Genomic DNA, 23,047 nt, shown 5'->3' with positions numbered 1-23,047 from the left:
TATCAAAGATCACTCCGGCAAAACTGGGCCGAAAAAGACGGTGGATCAATAGTGCGAATCGCCGTGCGTCGGGCTCGCTTTGTCGCGTCGAGGCGCACTTACCTTCGTTACCTTCGTTACCTTGGTTACCTTGGTGACCTTGGTGACCTTGGCGCACCGTCCATCCTTCAGCGAAAAACCGAAATCGCACAGGATGGGCCTTCCTGCGATCGTCCAGCATCCGCTCAGCATGACTGAGGTCGAAACCAAGGCGGCGGCCGAAGCCATCTTTGCCAGCAGCAATCTTGCCATTTGCGTCGCTCCAGCCTCGGCCAAAACGGCCGCGGTATCGCACCAGGACTTCCAACGTCACGCCGTAACAAGAAAATACGCCTACTTCCCCATAGTCAAGGGGAACGCAGGCGAGTGTACCAGCCCTGCTTGGTGACGGACTGCCCGCCGAGTTTGGCGAAGACATGTAACCGGAGTGTGCCGCCGTTGCGGGGCTTTCTCGCCATGGCCGCAAAGGTTGCAGCGCAACGACAATGTGCCGGCATCACCGGCGCGGCGCATCGACCTGAAACGTTTGACACGTACAAATCGCCATTGGTAGATTCCTGCATCCTTCATGTGAGCGCCATTCAGATGAGAAAGCTCAAGGAACTCTTCCTTCGAAAGGATAAGCAGGACCCAGGAGATGAAGCTCCGGGTGATATTTATGTATACAAATCCAAGGAAGAAATTTCGACAATTATCGTTACGACATTAGGTGTCAATCCTGATTTCCTCGAAGAAATCATTGTTACGACCAAGCGCAAGCTTTCAGGAAAGAGCGACCGGCTCATCTATCTGACCGACAATTCGGACTTCACGATATTCCGCCGTCACGGTGTGATTTTCGAATATCTGCCTCCATTGGCTGAGCAACGGCTGCACGCAGCCGACATGCCCTGGCAGGCTTATTTGCAGGAGCGCTGGGGGCTCCTTCTTGCAAAATGGCGCCCCCGCCGTGTCCTGGCTTACGGCACGACCATCGACAGTTTCCTGGCGGCGGCACCGACTGCATCCATCCCCAACGCCGCCGACGTGCCCAGATCATGAGGCTGGACATTCTATTTGTCGCTGATGTCCGCTTCGAAGGCGGCACCTCCACGGCGCTCGCCGTGGAAATCCGTGCGGCCGCCCGCGCGGGTTTCAAGACCGGCTTGCTTGCCGTGAAGGGACCATTGCTGCGTCACCCCTACCCGATGCATCCGGACTTGCGGGCACTCGTTGATGGCGGTGCGACAGAACGGATCGACCCGGAGACGAAAGTCGACGCCGACCTCGTCCTGGCGCATCATCCGGCGATAATGTCCAACCGCTTCACCAGGCGGACCGGCATCCGGACCGAACGCATGGTCATGGTTCTCCATCATCCCATGGTCGACCGGCGGGGCAAACTGCAGTACGACCTCGCGCGCGTCGTAAGCAATTGCCATTGGGCGTTTGGCGTCAAGGTCTGGCTCGCCCCCGTCAGCGCCGTCGTTCGGGACGCCTTGCCCCGCCATTTGCCTGAGGACGCGGACCTCCTGCCTGAAGACTGGACCAATCTGATCGATCTCGACGACTGGCCTCGCAGGCCGGACGGCCCCCCGCACAATCCGGTCATCATCGGCCGCCATGCCCGCCCGGATAAATTGAAATGGCCGAGCAGGACCACCGACGCGCTGCGTATCTATCCCGCCGACGCAAGCCGCTACAGCATCCGGATCCTGGGCGGCGGCCCCTTCCTCCAGCAACTCTATGGTCCGCTGCCGGCCAACTGGGAAACAATGCCCTTTGCATGGACCGGCATTCCCGGGTTTCTCCAAGGGCTGGATTTCTATGTCTACTACCACAGCGATTCCTGGTCGGAGGCCTTTGGCCGCACGATCCTCGAAGCGCTCGCGGTAGGTCTCGTCACGATTCTGCCCGCGCACTTCCAGCCATTGTTCGGTGACGCAGCAGTCTATGCAGCGCCCAGAGATGTTGAGCGCGTCATCGGCAAGTTCGCCACCGACGCGGACGCCTACGCACAACAATCGGCCTTGGCCAGGGAGTTCGTTGCCCGTCACCATTCCGCCAAGCTGTTTCCGCAACGCCTTGAGAGGCTGTTCAACATTTCCCGGCCACGGGATGCGGCGGGCGTGCGCGCGTCCGCGACCCGGCCTCTGCCGATACGTCAGGTGCTGTTTGCATCGTCCAACGGCATCGGAATGGGGCATCTCGCGCAGCAGATGGCTGTCGCCCAGCGGCTGCCGCGAGGGCTGAAGCCGGTCTTTGCGACAATGTCCTACGCCTTGAAAATTGCAGCCGAGCAGGGGTATCACGCTCACTTCCTGCCCCATCACCGCGGCATCGATGCCGCGCCCAAGGACTGGAACGACGTGCTCGCCGAAGAGCTGTTCGACCTGATCAGTCATCTGCGTCCCGCGGTATTTGCCTATGACGCCACGGCTGTCTTCGACGGCGTCGTCGCGGCCCTGGCCATGGAACCCAACCTGTTCTCGATCTGGGTACGTCGACCGATGTGGCGGGAATCGCACCGCCCGTTCCTTGAGATGGCGGACGCATTCGACGCTGTGATCGAGCCTGGTGAACTGGCCGATGAATTCGATCACGGCCCCACGTCGGAAGTGCGCGATAAGGTTCTGTTGGTTCCGCCGGTGCTGTTGCTGGAGCCAAACCAGCGCCTGGACAGGGCCGCCGCGCGCAACGTCCTCGAAATACCCGATGGCACGACCGTCGTCGCCCTGCAACTCGGCTCCGGCAGCAATTTCGACATGCGCGGCGTCCGCAACGGCGTTCTCAAGGCCCTGTTAGACCGTCCCGACACGCTGGTGCTGGACATCCGCTCGCCGATCCGCGCCGATTTCGAGTCAGACGATCCGGTCGGCCCGAGGCATCGCATCGTCGAGCTGTTCCCGAGTTTCCGCTACAGCCGCGCATTCGACGCCGCGGTCGTCGCGCCTGGCTACAACACGTTTCATGAGAACATCCTTGGCGCGGTGCCGACCTTGTTCGTGCCCAACGAGAGCGAGGACATGGACCTGCAGCTCAACCGCGCCCGCTGGGCAGAGCTTGGCGGTTTTGGCCTGCTGATGCGGCGCGACCATGACCTCCCACATGTTGACCGCTTCATCGAACAGCTGCTCGACCCCACCGAGCGCGAAGGAATGGCGGCGCGCTGCGAGGCGGTCCCCTGGACCAACGGCGCCGACGTCATCGCGAACTATATCGAAGACCATGCCAGGATGGTCCGAACTGACTGGGACATCACCAGGGATAGCTGATGTGGCGCCGAGCAACACGTTGGCGATCCTTCAAACCAGGTCCGCGCCAGCATCCCCCGGCATGGCCGAGGCCCGCCGACAACCAGAGCTCAGATGTGAGGATCGTCGAGAATGCGAGCGAGCGTGCTGCGCCCCAGCGCACTCATGGCGGGATTGGTGCGGCGGTAATACCAGACGAGGCCCATGGCCTGCTGGAATGCCCAGGCGGCACCGCGCTTCCATGAGAGGTCCCCGACCTGAAGGTCGCGCTGAAAGATCGCCCTTCGCTCGCGGTCCAGAAGATGCCACGCGGCCACCAGGTCCAGCGACGGATCGGCCGGCCCGAAACTGCCGCCATCAAGCACGCCGGCGAGACGCTCGCCCCGAACGAGAAGGTTTGCCGGGATAAGGTCCTTGTGACTCATCACGACAGGCCCCGTGGCGGGCAATTCCCGCAACCGAGCCCACAAATCGCGCAGTCGAGCCACATCGAGCAGGCCTTCGCTGTGTTCGAAGCAAACAGCCATCCAATCGTCATGATCGGGCAGATGTCCGCCACGTCCCTGCCCGTCGAAGCGCCGGCCTCGTGTGTCCGCCCGGCGCAACGATGCCACGAGGCGTGCAAGGTCAAGGGCGAACGTCGTCGATCCGCTTAGCCCGTGCGGCGTGGCGACCTCGCCTTCGACCCATGTCTGCAATGTCCATGGCATTGGATATCGAGGGCCGGGCTCGCCGAGCCCGATCGGTTGCGGCGTCGCAAACAAGCAATGTTCTCCAAACTCGACCATGGCAGCGGCCTCCGACCGAAGCATATCGGCGCATTCGGCCGGGTTCATCGCCCGCAGCGGGAACCGCGCGGCGCTCTTCGAGCCAACGCGGAAGATGGCGTTGACGGTTCCCGACGATCCGATCCAGGTGATGTCCTCATGACGATACCGGGGAAACTGATCGCGGATCATCTGGCGGGCGATATCGATGTCGATATTCACCTGATCGTCATGCATCATGGGTTCTCGTCCTGCCGAGTTCGATCCGCTGGCGCCGACGACCGGGATACGGTGTAAAGCCACGATAAGCGCCTTTACCGGCAGGTCGAACCAGCGATCGGCTTCCGCCCCTAGCCCGCCGCCGCGGCCGGCACTTTCCGTGGCGTAGCGCGCGGCCGGCGCATGCGCCGCTTGGCGACGAGCTTCAGCGCCACCGGCGGCTCGTTCGACAGCGCGCCGGTCACGGCGTCGACCATGCCGTGGGCGACGAAATCCGCGTTGATGTCCTGGGCCAGCTTGGCCGCCGCTTCCTCGTCCCCATTGCCGTTTTCCGACCAGAATACGATGCCCACCCGAAGCGCCGCCTTCGCGCGCTTCAGCCGCCGAACCAGGAAGCGGGCGTGCTTGACGGAATCGCGATTCAGGAAGCCGACCACCACCGTGTCGACAGCATCGAGTTCGAGGCGGCGGATGCTGGCGGGTTCCATGTCGGCAAAGCCGGCCTTCGACGCGGCCGCCCCCTGGACCTCCAGCACCTGCGCCAGCATCGCGGCGGCGGCATCGTCGAGTTCGCCGCGCCCGCCGGCGCAAAGCACCGACATGCCGGTGCCGTCGGGCAGTTCGGCCTCGTCCTCTTCGGCCGCGTCGCGAGGTTCGCCCTCTGCCTCGGCGACGTGCGGCGCATCGTCCCCGTCGGCCTCCTCTTTCGCATCGTCTTCGAGATTGGCCACCAGCGTCAGGGCACTGGCCGCCACTTGCCGTCGCTGCAGGTCGCCCATGACGCCGCGCACGCGGTCGCGCTCGCCCAAGAGAAGGGCCGGAATGGCGACCTTGTCGTAGAATTCGACCAGGTATTTTTCCTCCAGCATTTCCTCCGCGTGATCGGTGGCCTCGTCCGGGTCGCCGGCCAGGAGCCGCTGGTAGAGCCGCGCATGCGGTTCCAGCACCGGCTCGTTGCCGAACAGCACGTCGAGGAATTCAAACTGCGGCACATGCCTGCCCAGCACCACGAGGCAGACGGTGAGCGGCGTCGACAGCACGAGCCCGAGCGGACCCCACAGCCATGTCCAGAAGATCGCCGCGACGATGATCGCCAGCGGCGACAGTCCGGTACGCGAGCCGTAGAGCCAGGGCTCGACGACATTGCCGGTGACCAGTTCCATGACCACGAACAGGGCCGCCGTCCACAACACGAGCGACCAGCCGGGCGCCACGGCCAGCGCCAGGAACAGCGGCAAAAGCATGCCGATGGCCGGACCGATATAGGGAACGAACCGCAGCGCCAGCGCCAGCAGCCCCCACAACAGGGCATTGGGAATGCCGAGGATCCACAGCCCGATGGCAATCGGAATGGCGTAGACGATGTTGACCACCAATTGCATGAGCAGGTATCGGCCCACGCGCTTGGCTGCATCCTGAAGCGCCTCGGTGGTGCGGTGAAGGTCGCCATAGCCGACAAGCCGGATGAACCGGTCGCGCAAATCCTCGCGCTCGAGCAGCATGAAGATGACGACGACGATGATCAGTCCGGCCGATCCCAGCGGGCTGATCAGCGGACCGACTATGTTCTGCAGGACCTCGAGCGGCCTTTCCCGCGCGACGATCTCGACCGGCACCGGTTCGCGCGGCGGCTTGTCGGGAGTGGCGGCCGGCAGCGTGGCGTCCTGCCTGTCTATCTCCTGGCCGACACGCTCGACCACGTCGCTCAATCTGGCGATGATCCCGCCGCCGACGCCGGTCTCCTTGAGCGACCGGATCTTGGCCAGGATGTTGGTCTGGTAGACCGGAATGTTCTGCGCCAGTTCGCTGACCTGCGTGGCGATGATGAAGCTGAACAGGGCAAGGGCCGCGAATGCGCCCAGCACACTGGCGATGACGGCGGCGGTCCGGGGAATGCCGACCCGTTTGAGCGCTGAAACCAAGGGCGCCAGCGCAAAGGTCAAAAGCAGCGCGATCGCGATCGGCAGGAACACCTCGCGGCCGAAATACAGTGCCGCCACCGTCGTCACGGTGGTCGCCACATTGGGCAATGCGGTTCGCGGACGGGGCGCGGCGGCCGAAAGAATATCGTCCAGCCCATGCGTCCCGGACGCCGTCTCGTTTCGACGATTGGCCGCCACTTGATGCCTCTCCCCCTGCCAGCGGCCATGGTCCGATATATTGAGCCGGCGTGCAACATTCGCGGGCGGACCGCTGGTCACCCTTCAATTCCGTGCGGGCCGGTATGTTCCCTGCGACCCGAGGCAATGGCGAGAAGTGCTGTTGTCGGCTCGTCGGGATCCACGTTGCAGGGCGGGCGGCAACCCTGGCGTGACGCTGCACGGAGCCGGTCAGCGCGCCGCATGCCTTGCCAGCGCGTGCTCGATCAGCACGTCGATCACCTTGCTGTAGCCGATGCCGGCCGCCGCGAGCGCCTTGGCGTACATCGAGATGTCGGTGAAGCCGGGCAGCGTGTTGACCTCGTTGACCAGCAGCGAGCCGTCGGCGCGCAGGAAGAAGTCGACGCGTGCCATGGCCTCGCAGCCGAGCGCCCGGAAAGCCCGCGCCGCCATCTCGCTCGTCCTGGCAACGACATCCACGGGGACATTGGCGGGCACCTTCACCACCGCGCCGTCGGCGTCGAAATACTTCGCTTCGTAGGTGTAGAAACCATGCTTGTCGGCCGGAATGATCTCGCCGGGCGGCGATACCGTCAGCGAGCCGTCGGCCCGCTCCAGCACCGAGCACTCGATCTCGCGGCCGTCGACGAACTCTTCGATCAGCGCCTTGCTGTCATAGCGCAAAGCCGTTTCGACGGCCTGCCCGAAGCCATCCCTGTCATGCACCTTGCTCACCCCGAAGGACGAGCCCTGGCGCGCCGGCTTGGCGAAGAAAGGCAACCCGAGCGCCCCGGCAATTTCCTGGAACGAACCGACATCGCCGCGTCGCACGGTGACCGAGCGGGCGACGGCAAGCCCCGCCTCGCGCAGCAGCCGCTTGGCGACATCCTTGTCCATCGCGGCGGCGGAAGCCAGGATGCCGCAACCGACATAGGCGACGTCGGCGACCTCGGCATAGCCTTGCACCGAACCGTCCTCGCCGAACGGCCCATGCAGCACGGGAAAGACGACATCGACGGGGTCGGGCTGTTCGCCATTCTTGGCGAGAGCCACCAGCCGGCCCCTGCCGCCGGGCAGCAGGGCGACCTCCACGCCATCCTCCGACACCGGAGCCCCTGCCCCGTCGGCACCGTCCTCGGACGACGGCTGCAGCCGCCATCTGCCGTCCCTGGAAATGGCGATCGGCACCACCTCGTAGCGCGTCCGGTCGATCGCCTTCAGCACATTGGCGGCCGACAGCCGCGACACGTCGTGCTCGGCCGAGCGCCCGCCATAGAGGATGGCGACCCTGATCCTGTCCTTCATTGAAAAACCTCGTTCTTCATCGAAATCCCTTGAAATCAAATGGTGACGGCAATGCCGCGATTGGCAAAGAAACGGTCGAAATCGGCTGGCGCCAACACTGCGTTGGCCTGTGTGGCGCTGGTATGGCCGGATGGGTTGTGGAAGCGAAAGCCGTCCTCCGAGGCCGCGGTCACCAGCACCAGATGGCCGCCCTTCGACGGCGGCTCGCGCTCGGGCCAGCGTATCGCGCTGCTGACCGAGGCGATGAAGAAGCGTGACCGGGCGATGATCGCCGGAATGTCCGACGTCGCGACATTGGTCATCACCTGCGCCTCCAGGCCGAATTCCGCCTTCACGAAGGTGACGAAGGGGGCGTAGATCAGGCCCTTGATCGAGCCTTCGTTGACGACATAGCCGCCATATACGGCGCAGCGTCTGGCCAGTACGACCGTCGGCACGATCTCGCCGCGCGTCGCCAGGATCATTTTCAGGCACGCCATGCCGCAGATGTTGGCGGCCCAGACCGCATACTCGCCTGGCGTTTCCGCACCCGACCCTTGCCATAGCGGATCGCGCCGCAGCGCCACTTCGGCGCCATCGGCGAGCACGGCCAGCGTCATGTCAGGCGTTTCCCACTGGCTGAAAAACGGCACGGCTTCAGGCGATGGGTTCATAGGGGTTCCCGGGCAGTTGGCACCATCTCGTATACGAGATACGAGATGGTTGGAAAGCCGCTTCGGGCTCCGGACGGCCAGATCCGCTGGTGCGCCGCCCCGCCTACTCGGCCCTCGTCCAGCCGAAGACCAGCCAGGCGTATTTCGATTTTTCGTCGGGCTCGGCGGTGTAGGTCATCTGGATGTCGCCGTCCTTGGCGTAGATGTCGAGCCTGGGCGCCGTGTCCAGCTTGAGCCACAGCGAGCTCTTGCTGAAGGACCAGGTTCCGCACCAGACGCAGGCGCCCGACGCGGGGTCGCCGGGCTGATGGAAATTGTAGCGGCCGTCCGCCGTGATCTCCAGATAGTCGAACGCGCCGTAGAAGGCGGTTACCGTCTGCTGAAACTCGGCGGCTGCCGCTTCCTGTTCCGGCGTCGGCGTATCCGTCATGTCGCGCGGCGGCCGGATGGCCGAGCCGCTGAGCTTCCATTTACCGACAAAGTCCTTCTTGGTCGGAAGATACTCCTCCTGAGCCTGCGCCGATGGAATATAAGAAACTGATAATATGATAGTCGGCAAGATGGCTCCGCTCACAAGTAAAAGCGTGGCAGCGCGGATTGCATTGATCGATTTCTGCATGAAATATATTTCTCCACGAGGGGAAAGGATGCCTTTGTCCGGCGGAAAATTACGACGTACCTTGCCTGGACGCCGATTCCCACCGCCTTTGCACGGTTAGCATTGGCGTCGGCGATCTGGCAACGACGGGAACCATCGATCCCCGCTGGGCCAGGACGCGCGCAAAATGCCACCGGCCAGCGGCGGCGGCTGAGTTCCTTGAAAGTCCCTAGAAGGTGATCTTCACCGAAGCGACGCTGCGCGTGTGCGCACCGTGATGGACGGCCTCGATGTTGTTGCCGTCGGGGTCGAGCAGGAAGGCGGCGTAATAGCCGGGATGATAGGGCCGCTCGCCCGGCGCGCCATTGTCCGTGCCGCCGGCCGCCAGCCCGGCCTTGTAGAAGGCATCGACCATCGCGCGGTCCCTGGCCTGGAAGGCCAGATGGTGGCGGCCGGTGAGCTTTCCCAGTGCAGCCCGGCTATCGGCGCTGGAGATGAACAGCTCATCGGACCAGAAGTAATCCTTGCCAGTCCCGCCGATCGGCACGCCGAGCACACGGAAGACCGCCTCGTAGAAACGCCGGCTGGCGGCGAGATCCCTTACCACCAGCTGGATGTGGTCGATGAGCCGGCCGCGATGCAGTTCCTGGGTTTCCACGAAAATTCCTCCTCGCAATGTTGCAAATCTAAATTCGCTCGGGGCGCCGTCAATGCAGCCGGGCGCAGGCTACTGACAGGCACTGCCTTCCGGCGTCGTCGCCGAAGTCCTTGGGTCCTTTGCAAATGCGAAAGCCCGCCGGAGAGGGGAAAGCCGGCGGGCTTTGGAAAGCCTCATTGAACAGGCCTTCAGATGTCTGCGGGGGGGGGGGCAGACACCTTGGAACACCTGTCGGCCTGGGAAGTTCCACGCCGACATCTTCCCAGGAGAAAATTCTCCCGACTGGAACTTTCCGATCGAACCGGAGTTTCGTGGCGCGGCGGGAGGAATAACGATTGGATTGTTTTCAGAGACTGGAAGCGCTTGTCGACAGCGCCGGGGCCGGCGACGTCGATGAGGCAACCGCCTTGCTGCGGCGCTTCAAGGGCAGGTCGCAGGCGGTCGACGCGGCCATCGACGAGTTCATGCTCGACTTCAAGACATTGGTCTTCGTCGTCGAGACCGGCGAGAAAGCCTATGAAAAACCGCTCCGAAAACTGGCGCGCACCAGGCTTGCGATACTCAGGCATCTGGTCACCGTGGCGGCATAGAATACCCCTTCCGTGACCGGCCTATCCCTTCAGCAGCGCCGCCAGCCGTGGAATGCCTTCGGTGACGGCACGCCGGTCAGCCAGCGTGAAGGACAGCCGCAGCGTGTTGCGTCCGGTGCCATCGGCGTAAAAAGCATTGCCGGGCACGAAGGCGACGCGCGCCTCCTTTACCGACCGCGCCAGGAGTTCGGTGGCGTCCGCGCCTTCCGGCAGCGTCACCCAGACGAACATGCCGCCTTCCGGGCGGCTCCAGGTCACGCCCTCCGGCATGTTGGCTTCGAGCGCGCCGAGCAGGCCGTCGCGGCGCTGGCGATAGGCGCCGATCAGTTTGTCGACCTGGCCGTCGAACACGGATTCGGCGACGCGGTGCATGACCAGCTGGTTGATCGACGGGCTGTGCAGGTCGGACGCCTGCTTCATCAGCACCAGCTTTTCCACCACATGACGCGGGGCGCACACCCAGCCGACGCGCATCCCCGGCGACAGTATTTTCGAGAACGAGCCGCAATAGAGCGTGCGCGCCTTGTCGATGCCGCCGCAGCGCGCGCAGTCGAGCGCCAGGATCGGCGGCACGCCCTCGCCGTCATAGCGCAGCGCCCGGTAGGCGGCGTCCTCGATGATTGCGATGTCGAGTTCGCCGGCAAGATCCAGCACCGCTTCGCGCTGCTTCCGGTCCAGCGTGTTGCCGGTCGGATTGGCGAAGTCGGGCACCAGATAGGCGAACTTGACCTTGCCGCCATTGGCGGCGGCCGCGGCGCGATAGGCGTCCGGCGTCATGTTGCCGCCTTCCGGTCGCAGCCGGTCATAGCGCGGCTCATAGGCGTTGAACGCCTGCAGCGCGCCGAGATAGGTCGGCCATGTCACCAGCGCGGTGTCGCCCGGCGAAAGGAACAGCTTGCCCAGATAATCCAGCGCCTGCTGCGAGCCGGAGGTGATGAAGATGTTGGCCTCGTCGCAGTCGACGCCGAGCTTGCCCATCTGCCCGGCGATCCAGCGCCGCAACGGCAGATAACCTTCCGACACCTGGTATTGCAGCGCAGCTCCAGCCTCCGCACCGCCCAACACCTCGGCATAGGCATCGCGGATGGCCTCGGCCGGAAACAGCGCCGGGTCGGGAATGCCGCCGGCGAAGGAGATGATATCAGGCTGGTCGAGCAGCTTTAGGAGCTCGCGGATTTCGGAGGCCTTCATGCGCGACGCGCGCGAAGCCAACAGGTTCAAAAGCGTCAAGTCAGGCCTCCCCGGACGATTTTCATATAGGTCAACGTCGCTGACCTATATCCGCTTTGTCAGGCAATTTGAATAGTGCCTGAAAGCCTTCCGCTATACGCCAGTCGCCGCCCGGGCGGAACGGGGTTGCGTTCAAAGGCTTTTCTTGTAGCCGATATGGCTGGCGGTGAAGCCGAGCTTTTCATAGAAGCGGTGCGCATCCGCCCGCCCCTTGTCGGTGGTCAGTTGCACAAGACCGCAGCCGCGTGCCCGGCACTGATCGATCGCCCATTCGAGCATCAGCCGGCCGATGCCGCCCGAGCGCCGATGGCCGGCGACGCGAACCGCCTCGATCTGCCCGCGCCAGGCACCCTTGCGCGATAGCCCGGCAAGAAAGGTGATCTGCAACGTGCCGATCACCTCCGCGCCATGCACGGCCACCACCAGCAACTGGTTGGGATCGGCATCGATGGCGGCAAAAGCCTTGAGATAGCCTTGCGCCAGCGGCACGGAGGCATCCTCGCGGGCGGCGCCCAGCGGATCGTCGGCCAGCATGGCGACGATTGCCGGCAGGTCGGAGGCTTGCGCCTTGCGGAAAGTGATCATGGCCGGGTGACTTACGGCGCGGAGCCGGCGGCGGCAAGTGCACCCTCCCTTCCCCCCCTGTGGGAGAAGGAAGAAGCGCAAACTAACCCTCGCCCTCATACGCGATTTGCGCCTGCATCAGCGCCTGGTCCAGCCTCTCTCCTTCCGCATATCTGGCCAGGTTCCCAGGCCGCTCTATTCCCGGCAGCAGCCTCGGACACGGCTCGGCCGCGCCGATCACCGTCCGCACCGGGATGACGCCGGCCCACACCGGATGGCCGTAGTCCTCCTCGTCGTCGCCGACGCCCTTGGCGCGCACCTTGGCCGATGCCTCCTCGATGCGCATGCCGATCACCATCGTCGCCTTGGCTTCCTGCGTCGAGATCGGCCGCAAGGTTCCGCTGCGTCCGGGGTAGAAGCGGTCAACGACGCCGGCCAGTGCCTTCATCTTTTCGTCCGGCTCGTCAACAATCCGCGCGGTGCCGAAACACATCGCCGAGCGGTAATTGGCGGAATGGTTGAAGCCGGTGCGCGCCAGCACCAGTCCATCGAGATGCGACACGGTGAGACAGGCCGGCGTGCCGCCGCGCAATTGGCGCAGCATGCGACTGGCCGACGAGCCGTGCCAGTACAGCATGTCGCCTTCGCGCCAGTGAATGGTCGGTGTGCAATAGGGCTGGCCGTCGAACGTGTAGGCGACATGGCAGAGCAGCCCGGCATCCAGCACCGCGAAGACGGCCGCATGGTCGTAGCTGCCGCGCTCATGCAGGCGCTTGACCCGGTTGCGGCTGGTGGTCGGAAAGCTGGCGGCGACGTCGTTCACGGCTTGCATCCTCGGCTGTTGTCTGCCAACCATGCGCCATGACATTGGTTGAGAAAAGAACCAATCACAGAAACAAGATTCAGACCAATCTGCCGGATTGGTCGGCGCTGATCCCGGTTCTGCCGGGCGACGGCCCGCGCAGCCGCGAGCTCTACGCGGCACTCAGGCGGCTGATCGAGACCGGGGCGCTGGCCGCCGGCGCCAAACTGCCGACCACCCGCGACCTTGCGCGACGTTTCGGCCTGTCGCGGTCGGCGGCGGTCGCCTGTTTCGAAATGCTGATCTCGGAAGGCTTTGCCGTGGCCAAGGTCGGCGCCGGCACGTTCGTCGCGCCCGACGTGCCGTATCTGCCGACGACGCTGGCCAAGGCGCGTCCGCCGGAGATCGATGCCGCCACCTCGCTGCCTTGCGGCCTTGGCGTCGCGGTGTCCGACCCGCGCACGCTTGATGTGTTCCGCATTTTGCTGTCGCGCCACCTCGCCCGCCCCGGCCCCGAGCATTTCCGCTATGGCGATCCCCGCGGCGGCCTTCCGCTGCGAACCGCGATTGCCGCTTATCTCAGGACCGCGCGGGGTGTGCGCTGCGACGCCGGCCAGATCCTGTTGACCTCGGGCACGCAGCAGGGGCTGGACCTGCTGGCGCGCGCGGCACTTCGCCCCGGCGACGCCGTGTGGATCGAAAATCCCTGCTATCCCATGGCGCACGCCGTGCTCGCCGGCAGCGGCGCCGGCGTCGTCGCCGTGCCGGTCGATGCCGAAGGGCTCGATCCCGAGATCGGCGAACGTCTCTGCCCAAGGGCGCGCGCCGCCTACGTCACGCCCTCGCATCAATATCCGCTCGGTGTGACCATGACGATGCGCCGGCGGCTTGCCCTGCTCGACTGGGCGCGGCGCAATGACGCCTGGATCATCGAGGACGATTACGACAGCGAGTTCCGCTATGCCGGCCCGCCGCTGACCTCGCTGCAAGGCATGGACGGCGCGGGCCGCGTCGCCTATCTCGGCACTTTCTCCAAGGTCCTCTTTCCCGGCCTGCGCATCGGCTATGTCGTGGTGCCGGAACCATTGCTCGATGCGGTGATGGCGATCAGGGCGCGCTCGGACCGCTACCCTTCGACGCTGGCCGAGGGCGCGCTGACCGACCTGCTGAACGAAGGCCACTTCGCCGCGCATCTCCGGCGCGTGCGCCGCCGCGTGCAAGCCGCGCGCGACGTACTGGTGGCGGGCCTCCAGGCGCATTGCGGCGACAGGCTCGAGGTGACGGTTCCCGAACAGGGGCTGCATCTGATGGCGATGCTGAAGGGCGCCGGACCGGACGTGGCCATTGTCGAAGCGGCCAAGGCGGCGGGCGTCGGCGCGCGGGCGCTCTCCGCGATGTTCGTCGACGGCGCGCCCAAGCAAGGGCTGGTGCTGGGCTTTTCCGGGTTTTCGGATGAGGAGTTGATGGGGGCGACGATGCAATTGGGCGAGGTGATGCGGTAACCGCTCAATCCGCATCATCGGCAGGCTTGGCCTTCCCACACTGCGCCAGCACTTTGCCCAGGGCCCCCTTCGAACCCTTCAGCGGAAAACTGTTCGAACCATACTTGGCCGAACTGACAGACACATCGCCCTTCGAACGCAACAGATCGAGCAGCGGATCGGCTTTCTCCAGGTCCACCACGAAGTAATTGTACATGGCCTCCAGCTGCAGCGTCTTCGTCACCGTCTTGCCCTCGGCCTTGAAGTCGAACACGCCGCTGAGGCCGGGCTCCAACTGCTGGCCGCTTGCACCGAGATCGTAGCTCAGCACCGGTTTGTCGAAACAGGCCAGCATCAGATGCGCGTCGCCTTTTTGTCCGCCGCAGACCGAGGCGGTCAGCACGCTGCCGCCCTCGTCTTCCTCCATCTTGGCGCTCCAGCCGCCGCACGACGCGGCAAGAGCCGGCTGCGCGGCCTGCAATGCGGCCACGGCACCAGCGACGACGAGATATCCAGCTTTCATGACTTCCCCCTGACAATTGCAGCACTCGCCGGCAGCATATAGGAAAAGCGAGCCGGTGGCATTGCCAGTCCAGCACGGCCGGTCCCGCCTTGGAGAGCGTTGTGTCGAGAGTTCGCCTGTATCTTCTGCTGGCAGTCCTGGTGGCCTTGCCTGTCACCGCCCATGCACAGTGGAAGCCGGTCGAGAGGGTCGAAACCTATGCCATTTCAGGCCAGTCCGGGGCGGAACTCTATCGCTCGATCGGCGAGAACGGGCCGAATGTCGGCGCTGCCCGCGCCATCGCCCACACCAATTTCAAACTGACCTGGACCAGGGACTATCAGGCAAGGGCCGGAGCCTGCGTGCTGGTGTCGGCGAAACCGAAGCTGATCATCACCTACACCTTGCCCAGCCCCACTTCGCCGCTGCCATCCGCTGTCCAGAAGAACTGGGAGGTGTTCCTCGCCGGCGTCAGCGCCCATGAAAAAGTGCATGGCGCCACCATTGTCGACATGGTGCGCAAGATCGAGGCGGCGACGGTCGGCCTGACGGTTGCCGACGATCCGAAGTGCAGCAAGATCCGCGCCGAGATGACCACGCGCCTGTCCGCTCTCTCGCAGGCGCAGCGTCAGGCAAGCCGCGATTTCGACCGCGTCGAACTCGGCCAGGGCGGCAATCTGCAGAAGCTCATCCTTGCTTTGGTGAATGGCGGCTGAGCGCCTTCAGGCCTCGCAAACCAGAGCGTCAAGAAGTTCGAGACCTTCCGGCCAATCGCCCAGGCCGCTTTCGGCATTGATGTGGCCGAACGGCCCTATCACGGCGAAGCGGCTGCCCCATTGCTTCGCCCGCGCCTCGGCATACTGCTGTGAGCCATAGGGATCGTCCGTGCTGGTCACCACCAGCGAGGCAAAGCGCAGCTTGCCCTGCGGAATCCCGGCGAAGGCCATGCCATATCGGGGAAAGACCGCCGACGCCGGATCGGGAACGCCGACCAGCAAGGCCGCCGTCACGGGCCTTTGCGAAACTGTCTGCCAATGCGCGATCAGCAGGCAAGAAAGGCTGTGCGCGACCAATACAGGCGGCTCGGGCGCCGCGACCACGGCGGCCTCCAGCGCCGCCAGCCAGTCGGTGAAATCGGGCAGGTCCCAGCTTGAGGGCCGGAAGCGCCGCATCGCCGGATTGGCGTCTTCCCAGCGCGATTGCCAATGCGCCGGGCCGGAACCGCCGCTGCCCGGCAGGATGATGAAATGCGTCATGTCGCCTTGCTCCTATCGATCACAGACGCATGGTGGCGTCTTGCGCTGGCATCGAGAATGGGAAACCATCGGAAAAATCATTCCCTCGCCGATGGATTCAATGTGACCGTGAAGATCAGCGATGAGCGCGCGCCGCTCGACCCGACCGACATCGCCATCATCGAGGCCATGCAGGAGAACGGCCGCATCGGCATATCGGAGCTTGGCCGGCGGGTCGGCCTGTCTCAGCCGGCCACCTCCGAGCGGGTCAAGCGGCTGGAGGAGCGCGGCGTCATTGCCGGTTACACCGCGCTGATCGATCCCGCCGCCCTCGGCCTGGGCATGATGGCCATCATCCGCGTGCGCACCACGCATGAGCACATCCGCCCCTGCCTGAAGCAGTTCGCCGAAATGCCCGAGATTACCGAGGTGCACCGGCTGACCGGCGAGGACTGCTTCATCCTGAAAGTGGTCGTGCCCTCGCCCGCCCACCTTGAAACCATCGTCGACGCCGTGGCGCGCCATGGCGCGGTGACCACGGCACTGGTGCTGCGCAGCGAGACGCCGAAGCCGATCGGCCGCGCGCTGATCCGCGCGAATTCGGTTTCGTGAGGGCCGGACCAGTCATCAATCGGTTGCAGTGCGACCCTAACCGCTGAGCGAAATGGACGTGGAATTCATGACGGCAGGACGAGGCAAACGCCTGATGATCGCGGCCGCCGCCGCATCGTTGTTCGGCTTTTCCATCACCTTGCCGGTGGCCCTTGTCCATGCCGGAACAGGCAGCGTCCACCCTGGCCCGCTATTACGCGCCGACGCCTTCGCCCGAGCCGAGGCGCTGACCGCCCTTGGCCGGAAGATGTTCTTCGATCCGGCTCTCTCGGCTTCCGGCAGGCAGGCCTGCTCGTCCTGTCATGACCCGCACCACGCCTTCGGTCCGGCGTCGGCAGCACCGGTCGAGATGGGCGGTCCAAACCTCGGCCGGCCGGGCTTGCGCGCCGTGCCGTCGCTGCGCTACCTGCAGGCGGCGCCTGCCTTCACCGAGCATTTCTACGATTCCGAGGATGAGGGCGACGAAAGCGTCGACAATGGCCCGACCGGCGGGCTGACCTGGGACGGCCGCGCCGACCATGGCAAGGACCAGGCAAGGATCCCCCTGCTCTCGCCCTTCGAGATGGCCAACAAGGACGAGGCCGCCGTCGCCGCCGCCTTGCGCAAGGCCGCCTATGCCGCGGAGTTCAAGGCGGCCTTCGGCGACGACGTGTTCGACCACGCGGGCGATGCCTTCGCCGCCGCCGCCGAGGCGCTCGGCACGTTCGAGCAGAGCGCTGCCGACTTCTATCCCTATTCCAGCCGCTACGACGCCTTCCTGGCCGGCAAGGCGCAACTGACGGCGCAGGAATTGCGTGGCCGAGCGCTGTTCGAGGACGAGACCAAGGGCAATTGCGCCAGCTGCCACTTGAGCGAACCGGCCAATGACGGCGAGCCGCCGCAATTCACCGATTTCGGCCTGATCGCCATCGCCGTGCCGCGCAATGCCGCCATTCCGGCCAATGCCGACCCCGCCTATGTCGATCTTGGCCTGTGCGGCCCGCTGCGCACCGATTTCAAGGGCCGGACCGAATATTGCGGCCTGTTCAAGACGCCGACCCTGCGCAACGTCGCACTGCGCAAGAGCTTCTTCCACAATGGCGCCTTCCACACGCTGCGCGAGGTGGTCGCCTTCTACGCCAGCCGCGACACCGATCCAGGCCATTGGTACCCCAGGAATGCCGATGGCACGGTCAGGAAATACGACGATCTGCCAAAGGCTTACTGGGGAAACTTGAATCAGGATCCGCCCTTCGACGGCAGAAAGCCCGGCGACAGGCCGGCACTCGACGACGTCGAGATCGACGACATCGTGGCCTTCCTGCAAACGCTTACCGACGCCGACCAGCGGGCGGCGCCGGCGAACTGAACCGCCTTGGCCGGTTTGGCCTGTCCGCCGGTCAAAAGAAGGTGCCTCGATCTTGCCGGATTGGATGCGCCGCACGCTTGGGACAAGTAAAGAAAGACCTTCTCCATTAGCGCTTCCTAAACCGCCCTGCGGTAATCCTCGTTGATCGATAGTGGGGCGCAGATGAACGCATTCAGGCGAGCGGCCGGATTTGTTGTGATCCTGTTAACCGGGGCGGCGACGCTGGCGGCGCTGCATATCGATGCCCAGCGAAACTTCGCGCTGGCCAGGGAGCGCTATGTCGAGAACTCCCAGGCAGCCTCCAGGGCGACGGCCAAGACCGTCGAGGACGCCTTGCGGGCCGTCTACGAGAATGTGCGCACCCTGAGCTATCTGCCGAGCGTGCGGAACCTCGACCGGCACGGCACGAACCTTGGCGATGAGGGCCGCGCGACGATCCAGCAGATTTACAACAACCTCGCCAACAATGTCTCGATTTCCGAGGTCTATTTCCTGCCGCTGGATTTCAATCCGGACCGTTTCGATGCGGTGACCGGCAAGCTCGAGGAGCCGATCCTCCAATTCGACCAGCTGATCGTGAATGCCAAGGCGAGATCTGATGCCGCTGCCGATGCCAAACACGCGAAGCTGAACGAGAACGCACTGACCCGCCCGCCGGAAGAGGTCGAGACCTATGAATACCACGAGCTGGCCAAACAGCTCGCCTGGCTGAAGACGAACTATCCGAATTCGAGCGCCATCGACGGGCTCAACGTGCCGATCATCGGCACGAAGGAGCTCATCACCTGCGACAACACCGATTTCATCCATACCGGCAATGATGCCGATCGCTCAGGCTTCATCCTTTCGGTCCCGGTGTTCGGCCAGGATGGCAACCTGCGCGGCTCGGTTTCGGCGATCATGCTCACCTCGGCGCTGCGGAAACTGTTGCCGAGCAGCGACTATGTCATCGTCAATTCAGGCTACGGCTTTGAATCCGACCAGCACAAGATGTCGACGGCCCTGGCGGCGGATTCCCGTGCCTTCACGGCGGCCGACCCCGATCTGATCTATTCCGAAGTCATCCCGCTCTCGCTCAACGATCCCAGAAGCGCATGGCGTCTGTGGGCCGGTTTCCCCAACAGCCGGTTCGACAACAACCTGGAAGTCCAGTCCGTGCGTGAATTCGAACTGGCCGGCTATGCTGCGGTCGCGGTGGTCACGCTGCTGGCGCTGGCCTGCTGGTACGCGATCGGGCGCACGATGACGATGCAGGTCGAGGCCGCCGAGACCCTTGAGCGTCGGGTCGAGCAACGCACCGCCCAGATTCAGCACCTCGCCACGCATGATATTCTCACCGGCCTGCCCAACCGGGGCCTCCTGGCCGAAACCATGGACGAGGCATTGCGAAGCCTCAGGGACGACGAGAAGCTGGCCGTCCATTGCGTCGATCTCGACCGTTTCAAACCGGTCAACGACACGCTCGGCCATCCGATCGGCGACGAACTGCTCGGGGCGGTGGCGACGCGGTTGAAACACCATGCCGGCGAAACCGCCATGGTCGCCAGAATTGGCGGGGACGAGTTCGTCATCCTTCAGCTCCTGCTCGACGGCAACGACGAGGCCGGCGTGCTGGCAAGCCGCGTCATTCATGCCCTGTCCGACGAATTCTCCATCCAGGGCCACAAGATCAACATCGGCGGCAGCATAGGCATCGCCGTCTTTCCCGACGACGGGCAAAATTCGGAAACCCTTATCCGCAATGCCGACCTTGCCTTGTACAAGGCCAAGATGGAAGGCCGCGGCACCTGCAGGTCGTTCGAGCCGGGCATGGACGCAAGACTGCAGGAGCGGCGCCAACTCGAATCCGAGCTGGCGCTCGGCGTGAAAAAAGAACAGTTCATCCTGCATTATCAACCGCTGCACGACGCAAAGACCTCGCAGCTGACCGGCTTCGAAGCGCTGGTGCGATGGAACCATCCGCGCCTCGGCCTGCTGGCGCCGTCGGAGTTCATCCAGTTGGCCGAGGAGACGGGCGCCATCGACGCGCTTGGCGAGTGGATCATGCGGCGTGCCTGCGCCGACGCGGCGAAATGGCCCCAACCCGTCAAGGTCGCGGTCAATCTTTCGCCGGCCCAGTTCAAACAGGAAGGGCTGTCGCTTCAGGTTGCCGCGGCGCTCGCGGCTTCGGGCCTGCTGCCGTCACGGCTCGAACTGGAGATCACCGAGTCAGTGCTGCTGGCGAACAACGAAAACACGCTGAACACGCTGTACAGTCTGCGCGCCCTCGGTATCTCCATCGCCATGGATGACTTCGGTACCGGCTATTCCTCGCTGAGCTATCTCAGGTCGTTCCCGTTCAACCGCATCAAGATCGACCGCAGCTTCGTCAGCCTGATGTGCGAGAGCAGCGAAAGCCGGGCGATCGTCAAGGCCGTCGCCGAACTCGGCACCACGCTCGGCATGACGACGACCGCCGAAGGCGTCGAGAACGAGGATCAGTACAGGCTGGTCAGGGAGAATGGCTGCACGGACGTCCAGGGCTGGTATTTTGGCCGCCCGATGCCGGCCTCCGAGCTTCCCACGCTTTTCGACCAGCATGAAGCCCTGACCGCGTAATCCGCCAGCCGGCACGATTGCGAAATCGGCAGCGGCCCCTAGCCCCGCCAGGCCGCCAGGATCCGTGCCTTGAGCGCCGGGTGGGCATGGCTGGCCCGCACCAGCGTCGCGGCGAGCTGGCGGATGGTTTCGTCGTCCCAGGCGAATGCCCCTGCGCAGGCCGCGTTGGCGTACGAGGGCCCCTCTCCGGCCGCTTCGCGGCCACCTCCCCCCACTTCCGCGGGAGCGAGGAGCCCAAGCCTGGTCGACGCCTCACAGTGCCCGGATAACACCGCCATCGACGCGAATGTTCTGGCCGGTGATATAGCCCGCCCCCTCCGATGCCAGGAACGCGATCGTCGCGGCGACCTCCTCCATTGTGCCGTAGCGCTGCATCGGCACGTTGTCGCGGCGCTCTTCGACGGTCGGCAGGCTGTCGATCCAGCCCGGCAGCACATTGTTCATGCGCACATTGTCCGATGCATAAGTGTTGGCGAAGATCTTGGTGTAGGCGGTCACTCCGGCGCGGAACACCGCCGAGGTCGGGAACATTGCGTTCGGCTCGGCGACCCAGGCCGTCGAGATGTTGATGATGGCGCCGCCCTTCTGCTTGATCATTTGCGGCGCCACGATGCGCACCGGTCGGATGACGTTCATCAGATAGACGTCCATGCCGGTGCGCCACTGCTCGTCCGTGATCTCCAGGATCGGCGCGCGCGGGCCGTGGCCGCCGCTGTTGACCAGCACGTCGATGCGGCCAAAGCGCTCCAGTGTCAGGTCAACGAGGCGCTGCAGATCGTCATTCGACTGGTTGGAGCCCGTGACGCCGAGCCCGCCCAACTCGTTGGCCAGCGCCTCGCCCTTGCCCGAGGAGGACAGGACGGCGACCTTGAACCCATCCGCCGCCAGGCGCTTGGCCGCCGCCGCCCCCATGCCGCTGCCACCGGCCACGACAACAGCCACTTTTTCTACACTCATCGGATTTTCCTTCCAGGGTTGGCGGGCACCGCAACCGGTGTTTTCAGGATTGGAACGGTGATATAGCTGGTTTTGTTACCCGGTTCGAACCAGAATGCCTGAAATCAACCAGTAGAAAAACTCCTGCATGCCCGAAGCCTTCCTCAGCCTGCCGCCGCTGAATGCGCTGCGCGCCTTCGAGGCCTCGGCGCGCCATCTCAACTTCCGCATCGCCGCCGAGGAACTGAACGTGACCCAGGGCGCGGTGGCCCAGCACATTCGCGGCCTGGAAGTCCATCTCGGCACCAAGCTGTTCGAGCGGCTGCCGCGTGGCCTGGCGCTGACCGATCAGGGCCGCGCCTATGTGCCCAACATCCGGCGCGCCTTCGACCTGATCTCGGAGGCGACCTTGCTGCTGCGTCCCGAGCCGGCACGCCTGACGATCAGCGTGACGCCGAGTTTCGCCACCAAATGGCTGATCCCCCGGCTGCAGGATTTCATGGCCGACAATCCGCTGGTCGACCTGCGCGTGCTGGCCAGCGAGAGCCTGTCGAGCTTCCAGGCCGACGGCGTCGACATCGCGGTGCGGCAAGGCCGCCCGCCCTTCGGCGCGGGCCTGATCGTCGACCTGTTGTTTCCCCAGCAGATCGTCGCAATCTGCAGTCCGGCCCTGCTGCCGGCCGGCGCAACCGAAATCCCGGCGGCCGAAATCCAGCATCACGTCCTGCTGCACGACGCGCACAATCTGTGGCCGGAATTCATGGAAAAGGCAGTCGGCCTGAAGATGACGGCCGAACTCAAGCGCATGCGCTTCAATCAGACCAGCCTCGCCATCGACGCGGCCATCGCCGGCCAGGGCATAGCGCTGGCCAGCCGCTTCCTCGTCGCCGCCGACCTCGCCGCTGGCCGCCTGGTCCAGCCGGTCAGCGGCGAAATGCGCGGCACGCAGGATTTTCATGTCGTGATGCCGAGAAAGCAGCGCCACCCCGAGCCGACACAGGCCGTGCGGCAATGGCTATTGGATGCCGGGGAAAGGCCGCCGGCCTGGGAGGGGTCAACAGCAGAAGTTGCTTGATACGTTTGATGGAGAGCCCGTTCGTGCTAGTGGAATGCTCCAACTCTTCGCTTCCATTCAGTCCGGGGCGGAACATCCATGGCGCGCGTTGCTCGAGTCGATCTGCCGCAACATTCCGCACTTCGGCCGCTCTACGCCGAGGCAGGTTTCGCTGACGCATTCGCGATCGATCTGCCGAGCCATGCGACGGGCGACGCCGAACGTCTCGCCGCCCATGTGCTTATGGGTCAGGCGCGGTGGGTCGGCTGGCTGATAGCTCTCAGGGACACTTTGGTTGCGGGGTTTGGTCTTAAGACATCGTCTGAGTTGCGCGATGACGTTGCGACCGACAGGATCGATTTCTTTCGCGTCTACGATCGGCGGCGTCATGAGATTATTCTTGGCGAGGACGATCGCCATCTCGACTTCCGTTTGTCCGTTTTGGTTGAAGAGTCCGCTTTGTGCCGCCGGCTTGTCGCCACGACGGTCGTGACCTTCAATCATTTGGGAGGGCGGGCCTATAT

Annotated in this window: 23 protein-coding genes; 10 read left to right on the top strand and 13 right to left on the bottom strand. The window is 64.4% G+C overall.

Going from position 1 to position 23,047, the window contains the following annotated elements; translation table 11 throughout:
• Positions 1 to 45: 45 nt before the first annotated feature.
• Positions 46 to 291: a hypothetical protein gene (locus C1D09_RS16690; protein ID WP_143975340.1), complete on the bottom strand. Its 246-nt coding sequence runs from the start codon at positions 289 to 291 to the stop codon at positions 46 to 48.
• Between the two features lie 204 nt (positions 292 to 495).
• Here C1D09_RS16690 and C1D09_RS16685 point away from each other — a divergent pair, with 204 nt between their 5' ends.
• Together C1D09_RS16685 and C1D09_RS16680 are read left to right on the top strand one after the other, a co-directional pair.
• On the top strand, positions 496 to 1,080 hold the full coding sequence (locus tag C1D09_RS16685; protein WP_167514646.1) for a hypothetical protein: 585 nt from the start codon (positions 496 to 498) through the stop codon (positions 1,078 to 1,080).
• On the top strand, positions 975 to 3,293 hold the full coding sequence (locus C1D09_RS16680) for a glycosyltransferase family protein (RefSeq protein ID WP_246135776.1): 2,319 nt from the start codon (positions 975 to 977) through the stop codon (positions 3,291 to 3,293). Before C1D09_RS16685 ends, C1D09_RS16680 begins: the two co-directional genes overlap by 106 nt.
• 89 nt (positions 3,294 to 3,382) lie before the next feature.
• On the opposite strand, the gene C1D09_RS16675 is transcribed toward C1D09_RS16680, so the two are convergent.
• From C1D09_RS16675 to C1D09_RS16650, 6 genes are all read right to left on the bottom strand, one after another.
• Positions 3,383 to 4,279 (bottom strand): aminoglycoside phosphotransferase family protein, encoded by an 897-nt coding sequence (locus C1D09_RS16675; protein WP_208760395.1) that lies wholly within the window; start codon positions 4,277 to 4,279, stop codon positions 3,383 to 3,385.
• A gap of 110 nt (positions 4,280 to 4,389) precedes the next feature.
• Positions 4,390 to 6,378: an AI-2E family transporter gene (locus C1D09_RS16670; protein WP_143975338.1), complete on the bottom strand. Its 1,989-nt coding sequence runs from the start codon at positions 6,376 to 6,378 to the stop codon at positions 4,390 to 4,392.
• Positions 6,379 to 6,588: 210 nt separating this feature from the next.
• Positions 6,589 to 7,662 carry a D-alanine--D-alanine ligase family protein gene (locus C1D09_RS16665; protein WP_143975337.1) on the bottom strand — a complete coding sequence of 358 codons (1,074 nt, stop codon included), beginning with the start codon at positions 7,660 to 7,662 and terminating at the stop codon, positions 6,589 to 6,591.
• A 35-nt stretch (positions 7,663 to 7,697) separates the two neighbouring features.
• Positions 7,698 to 8,315 carry a C39 family peptidase gene (locus C1D09_RS16660; protein ID WP_143975336.1) on the bottom strand — a complete coding sequence of 206 codons (618 nt, stop codon included), beginning with the start codon at positions 8,313 to 8,315 and terminating at the stop codon, positions 7,698 to 7,700.
• 103 nt (positions 8,316 to 8,418) lie between these two features.
• Entirely contained in the window at positions 8,419 to 8,934 is a 516-nt protein-coding gene (locus tag C1D09_RS16655; protein WP_143975335.1) for a hypothetical protein, read from the bottom strand.
• A gap of 208 nt (positions 8,935 to 9,142) precedes the next feature.
• Entirely contained in the window at positions 9,143 to 9,571 is a 429-nt protein-coding gene (locus C1D09_RS16650) for a VOC family protein (protein ID WP_143975334.1), read from the bottom strand.
• A gap of 335 nt (positions 9,572 to 9,906) precedes the next feature.
• Between C1D09_RS16650 and C1D09_RS16645 the strand changes: the two genes are divergently transcribed.
• Entirely contained in the window at positions 9,907 to 10,161 is a 255-nt protein-coding gene (locus C1D09_RS16645; RefSeq protein WP_246135775.1) for a hypothetical protein, read from the top strand.
• A 21-nt stretch (positions 10,162 to 10,182) separates the two neighbouring features.
• Here C1D09_RS16645 and C1D09_RS16640 read toward each other — a convergent pair whose 3' ends face one another.
• From C1D09_RS16640 to C1D09_RS16630, 3 genes are all read right to left on the bottom strand, one after another.
• Positions 10,183 to 11,352: an aminotransferase-like domain-containing protein gene (locus C1D09_RS16640; protein WP_208760396.1), complete on the bottom strand. Its 1,170-nt coding sequence runs from the start codon at positions 11,350 to 11,352 to the stop codon at positions 10,183 to 10,185.
• A gap of 171 nt (positions 11,353 to 11,523) precedes the next feature.
• The gene (locus C1D09_RS16635) at positions 11,524 to 11,976 is read right to left on the bottom strand and encodes a GNAT family N-acetyltransferase (RefSeq protein WP_143975332.1); all 453 of its coding nucleotides are present in this window, start codon (positions 11,974 to 11,976) and stop codon (positions 11,524 to 11,526) included.
• Positions 11,977 to 12,058: 82 nt separating this feature from the next.
• Complete coding sequence (locus C1D09_RS16630) at positions 12,059 to 12,811, bottom strand: pyridoxamine 5'-phosphate oxidase family protein (protein WP_167514645.1); 753 nt, start codon at positions 12,809 to 12,811, stop codon at positions 12,059 to 12,061.
• Positions 12,812 to 12,816: 5 nt separating this feature from the next.
• Here C1D09_RS16630 and pdxR point away from each other — a divergent pair, with 5 nt between their 5' ends.
• Positions 12,817 to 14,259 carry a MocR-like pyridoxine biosynthesis transcription factor PdxR gene (pdxR, locus tag C1D09_RS16625; RefSeq protein WP_143975330.1) on the top strand — a complete coding sequence of 481 codons (1,443 nt, stop codon included), beginning with the start codon at positions 12,817 to 12,819 and terminating at the stop codon, positions 14,257 to 14,259.
• 4 nt (positions 14,260 to 14,263) lie between these two features.
• On the opposite strand, the gene C1D09_RS16620 is transcribed toward pdxR, so the two are convergent.
• The gene (locus C1D09_RS16620) at positions 14,264 to 14,728 is read right to left on the bottom strand and encodes a hypothetical protein (protein ID WP_246135774.1); all 465 of its coding nucleotides are present in this window, start codon (positions 14,726 to 14,728) and stop codon (positions 14,264 to 14,266) included.
• Between the two features lie 134 nt (positions 14,729 to 14,862).
• Between C1D09_RS16620 and C1D09_RS16615 the strand changes: the two genes are divergently transcribed.
• On the top strand, positions 14,863 to 15,456 hold the full coding sequence (locus C1D09_RS16615; RefSeq protein WP_246135773.1) for a DUF922 domain-containing Zn-dependent protease: 594 nt from the start codon (positions 14,863 to 14,865) through the stop codon (positions 15,454 to 15,456).
• A gap of 6 nt (positions 15,457 to 15,462) precedes the next feature.
• On the opposite strand, the gene C1D09_RS16610 is transcribed toward C1D09_RS16615, so the two are convergent.
• Positions 15,463 to 15,996 (bottom strand): RBBP9/YdeN family alpha/beta hydrolase, encoded by a 534-nt coding sequence (locus C1D09_RS16610; RefSeq protein WP_143975328.1) that lies wholly within the window; start codon positions 15,994 to 15,996, stop codon positions 15,463 to 15,465.
• Positions 15,997 to 16,104: 108 nt separating this feature from the next.
• Here C1D09_RS16610 and C1D09_RS16605 point away from each other — a divergent pair, with 108 nt between their 5' ends.
• From C1D09_RS16605 to C1D09_RS16595, 3 genes are all read left to right on the top strand, one after another.
• The gene (locus C1D09_RS16605; protein WP_143975362.1) at positions 16,105 to 16,587 is read left to right on the top strand and encodes an Lrp/AsnC family transcriptional regulator; all 483 of its coding nucleotides are present in this window, start codon (positions 16,105 to 16,107) and stop codon (positions 16,585 to 16,587) included.
• 67 nt (positions 16,588 to 16,654) lie between these two features.
• Positions 16,655 to 17,935: a cytochrome-c peroxidase gene (locus tag C1D09_RS16600; protein WP_143975327.1), complete on the top strand. Its 1,281-nt coding sequence runs from the start codon at positions 16,655 to 16,657 to the stop codon at positions 17,933 to 17,935.
• A 195-nt stretch (positions 17,936 to 18,130) separates the two neighbouring features.
• Positions 18,131 to 20,533, top strand: a complete 2,403-nt coding sequence (locus C1D09_RS16595) for a putative bifunctional diguanylate cyclase/phosphodiesterase (RefSeq protein ID WP_246135772.1) — start codon at positions 18,131 to 18,133, stop codon at positions 20,531 to 20,533.
• Between the two features lie 252 nt (positions 20,534 to 20,785).
• On the opposite strand, the gene C1D09_RS16585 is transcribed toward C1D09_RS16595, so the two are convergent.
• Positions 20,786 to 21,490 carry an SDR family oxidoreductase gene (locus tag C1D09_RS16585; RefSeq protein ID WP_143975326.1) on the bottom strand — a complete coding sequence of 235 codons (705 nt, stop codon included), beginning with the start codon at positions 21,488 to 21,490 and terminating at the stop codon, positions 20,786 to 20,788.
• A 127-nt stretch (positions 21,491 to 21,617) separates the two neighbouring features.
• Here C1D09_RS16585 and C1D09_RS16580 point away from each other — a divergent pair, with 127 nt between their 5' ends.
• Positions 21,618 to 22,544, top strand: a complete 927-nt coding sequence (locus C1D09_RS16580) for a LysR substrate-binding domain-containing protein (protein WP_143975325.1) — start codon at positions 21,618 to 21,620, stop codon at positions 22,542 to 22,544.
• A 78-nt stretch (positions 22,545 to 22,622) separates the two neighbouring features.
• Positions 22,623 to 23,047: DUF2867 domain-containing protein (locus C1D09_RS16575; protein ID WP_143975324.1), on the top strand; the 425-nt coding region annotated here is incomplete at its 3' end.

Origin of the sequence: Mesorhizobium intechi (genome assembly GCF_002879535.1) — a bacterium.
In the GTDB taxonomy this organism is placed as follows: Bacteria; Pseudomonadota; Alphaproteobacteria; order Rhizobiales; family Rhizobiaceae; genus Mesorhizobium; species Mesorhizobium intechi.
The sequence above is the reverse complement of the archived record's forward strand: the minus strand, read 5'-3'. Positions and strand labels throughout refer to the sequence as shown.